Here is a 3,382-nt window from a genome sequence, read left to right as displayed (position 1 = left end):
GCCGTCCCCATTCATCGCTGGATTACCAGACACCAGCTGAATTCGCAACGGACTGGCGAAACAGGAAATATGAAGAAAAACCAACCGACATTACTAACTGAAGGTTGTATCGAAACCAGGGGGCAGGTGACTACCATCACGTATAAAATTTACAAAAGAAAATACTCCCTGTTAAAAAATAAGAATTTGAATAGTATTGATTCAACTGGAATGCAATCTCTCTCTAGAGGATAATAAAATGATTAATAAAGAGAGTTATGAAAATTACTATCATGTATTCAAGCATGACTATAGAGGCTGCCACCATTGTAATAAGATTATTCACATCAATGACACAAGATGTAGGTGGTGTGGTTGTAAAAAAACAAATAAAATAACCCAGTATAAACCGTCATCCTTTGTGTCGTTCTTTCTGTACAGTTCATTCATATTCTTACTTGGTTGTTTTGATGCAAATAAAATAATATGCATTTTAATTATAGTGTTCGCATCAATTTTTTTTTCAAAAGTAAAAAATACAAGATGGTTGAAGAAAAATCCTTTTTGATCTGTAATTTTTTTTAGAAAATACGATGCATAACGTTGAAGGTTATTATTGTAAATTTTAGAGGCGACATCACTCACTAACTTCACTCTTCATTTTCATGATTTTTGTAAAAAATCATTTATCTTTTTTTGTATTATGTATAAATAAAACAGTTGCTGCTTACTCCTAAGCCCTGATTTTTTTTTGATATTACCAATATGAGTTGACAAAGTTTTTTCCATGAAGGAATGTTGATTGCAAATATCTTTAACACTCTTCCCTTCACAAAGGCATTTAATAACTTCACTTTCAGTCCTGCTGTAACTTAAAATTTTATTTTTAAATTCTTGTTTGACAAGGAAATTACTAACTTTATCCTTCAAAAGCTCTGACAAAGTATTATTCCCTATGACAATTATTTTGTAATCGACAGGAATATATTCCTCTCTAAAAGTTGAAAGATCTGAAACAATAAAGAGTATTCTATTATTTTTTTTCGCATGAAATAATATTTCATACGCATTGCTATCCCTAAGCAAAAAAAAATCACTAATGACTACTGCTGATGGTTTACGAGAGATGAATTTTTTTATGATATCTCTTTCGTAACATGAGTAAATTTCACACACCTGTCCTTTTATGTTTTTTATAACTGCCTTGCCTGAATCACGATCAATACAGTCGCTTATAATAAACATCATACTTTATACCTCTCACATTAATTTATCTAATAGTGTAAAAGTCCTATCTTAAAATCCTAAAACCACTCTTGAAAATGTCAAATCTATTGCATAACTCAAGATCAGAACTAAATTAGTAATAGTAAATGAATCCATTATTTAGAATAATAAATAAAGCCATTTAAAATGTAAGGGAGAAAATTTAAAAAAAATATTTATCAGAAATTCTTAAAGGGATGAATAAAAAAAGGAGTAATAAATGTATACTGATTTTGCATGGGAATTTCTTAGAAGAAATGATAGCTATAGAGAGTGTTGGAATGAAATGCAGTTAAAAGTGGCTCAAGAAAAAAACTCAAAAGCAATAGTAAATAACGCTGCAGCATCATGGGGGTTGGTGAATTTTGTTGATCCATATACATCATCACCATTAGACGTTTTTTGGTGTCCTAAAATTAGCAGAAGAACACTTTATGCAAAGGTTGCAGAGTGTGCTGAGCATGACATCTATGGCACTTCAAAAATAGACTTGGGATTAATTAATAAATCATTGGAAATAAAGGGCATTGGTGTCATTACAAAATATTATAATGAAAATGGTTATGTACAAATAATAACAGAGGATGCATTATCCAGTAATGAAAATTTTTTGTTCTTTTCATTAAACAAATCAAGCTTAGTTAATAACTTGCGACTTGTTAGTTTTTTATATGGAGAAAATTGCGCTTTAACAACAAAATCAATGAAAAATACACAAGAATATCTGTCATTCTATGACTTGTATAATAATGGATTAACTCAGAGAGAAATTGCTAAAATTAAGTTTAAGGATTTTTTTACCGATCAGAGTTGGGAGTGTTCAGATTGGTTACGCGCAAGGGTTCGTTACAAAATAAAAAAGGCTACAAGTTATATAAGAGGGCAATATCTTGATCTTGTTTAGAATTATTAAAACAAAGGCATTGTTGAAAAGATTGTGATAGTGAAGCCTCTGGTGTTGCTGAAGGACATTAAATTTCAAAGACTCGGCTCACCAGACGCATTTCGACTAGGGGATGGCCAAAGTAAAATGATTCAACCTGACCTTTGTGCAGTGACCCTGACCCCGAATATGCTCCAGTCATAATCAGGAATAACCGGCTTCATGTTGGTTGCATGTTCTGGCAACCGGCAGACTTTTCAGCAAATTCGGACGGGGTCATCCAGCCCAGCGCAGAATGAGGACGTCTCTGGTTATAGTATATGCGCCAGGCTTCGATTTTGCACCGGGCATCCTCCAGCGACATGAACCAGTTTTCGTTCAGGCACTCCTGCCGCAGCCTGCCGTTGAACGACGCCACGGTCGCATTGTCCGTGGGCGTTCCCGGTCGTGAGAAGTCGATGCGGATCCCTCTTTCGTACACCCATTTGTCCAGCATTTTCCCTGCAAATTAAGAGCCATTATCGGTTTTCAGCAATTGTGGGTGTTGTGGTTCACGCAGGCCGGGATGCAGGCCATCGCCCCCCGCGCCAGAAATAAACACCTTCAGCAGTGCCGCCGGCTTTATGAGCAAATCCGCAACCTGAGCCCGCAGCGTCAGGCAGCCTGGACGGGCGCTCAGCGCCAGCTTCTCCTTTATCTCCATCATTCATTCTCCTCATTCACCCCCGCGGGAGCGCGGGGGTGAATAAAAAATCATCATTAAAAATAAAAACCAAAGGTTAAAAACTAAAGACTAAATGCTAAAGACCCTGACGACACACGACGGCTACATCCCTGACTACCGCGGATTGTTTATCGTTATCCCGGTAGTTCACGTTCCCATTGCCGAGCGTAACCACGTAGTGCGCTGTGCTGTCATACTCATCTGATGTCCAGGAGAATGCTGAGCTGAACCCTTTACTATACGAAGACATGTCACCCCACTCATTCCACAGATGGCCTATCACACTGCGTTTTGAAACGGTTCCTAGTTTGCTGGCGGTCATCTGTAGAACCGTTGGCATACTATACCCTGACTGCGATGAGCAGTACGTGTTTGCCTCAGCCCAGGTATTAGTTGTAGCTCCGCTATTTATGAACCAGCTCTTAAGCGTGAAGCTGTACTTAATGATTTTCCCCTGACCACTGGTCGGGGTGCCGGTGATGGTCACTTTACTGCCCGTCCCCGTGCCGGTGAACTTCACCACTCCACTG

Annotated in this window: 2 protein-coding genes and 3 pseudogenes; 1 reads left to right on the top strand and 4 read right to left on the bottom strand. The window is 37.9% G+C overall.

Annotated features, from left to right (window positions below):
- Positions 1 to 642 precede the first annotated feature (642 nt).
- Positions 643 to 1,227 (bottom strand): LuxR C-terminal-related transcriptional regulator, encoded by a 585-nt coding sequence (locus WFN87_RS23895; RefSeq protein ID WP_336983968.1) that lies wholly within the window; start codon positions 1,225 to 1,227, stop codon positions 643 to 645.
- Positions 1,228 to 1,465: 238 nt separating this feature from the next.
- On the opposite strand from WFN87_RS23895, the gene WFN87_RS23890 reads away from it, so the two are divergent.
- On the top strand, positions 1,466 to 2,149 hold the full coding sequence (locus WFN87_RS23890) for a transcriptional regulator domain-containing protein (RefSeq protein WP_336983967.1): 684 nt from the start codon (positions 1,466 to 1,468) through the stop codon (positions 2,147 to 2,149).
- Positions 2,150 to 2,216: 67 nt separating this feature from the next.
- On the opposite strand, the pseudogene WFN87_RS24235 reads toward WFN87_RS23890, so the two are convergent.
- The 3 pseudogenes from WFN87_RS24235 to WFN87_RS23880 form a co-directional block, all read right to left on the bottom strand.
- Positions 2,217 to 2,303, bottom strand: a pseudogene (locus WFN87_RS24235) (IS6 family transposase); the annotation flags it as partial.
- A gap of 45 nt (positions 2,304 to 2,348) precedes the next feature.
- Positions 2,349 to 2,669 (bottom strand): annotated as a pseudogene (locus WFN87_RS23885) (integrase core domain-containing protein); the annotation flags it as partial.
- A gap of 259 nt (positions 2,670 to 2,928) precedes the next feature.
- Positions 2,929 to 3,382: pseudogene (locus tag WFN87_RS23880) on the bottom strand (inverse autotransporter beta domain-containing protein); the annotation flags it as partial.

It is taken from the genome of Cedecea sp. AS113, assembly GCF_037152415.1.
In the GTDB taxonomy this organism is placed as follows: domain Bacteria; phylum Pseudomonadota; class Gammaproteobacteria; order Enterobacterales; family Enterobacteriaceae; genus Cedecea.
Note: the sequence above shows the minus strand (reverse complement) of the source record. Positions and strands in the feature narration are given on the sequence as shown.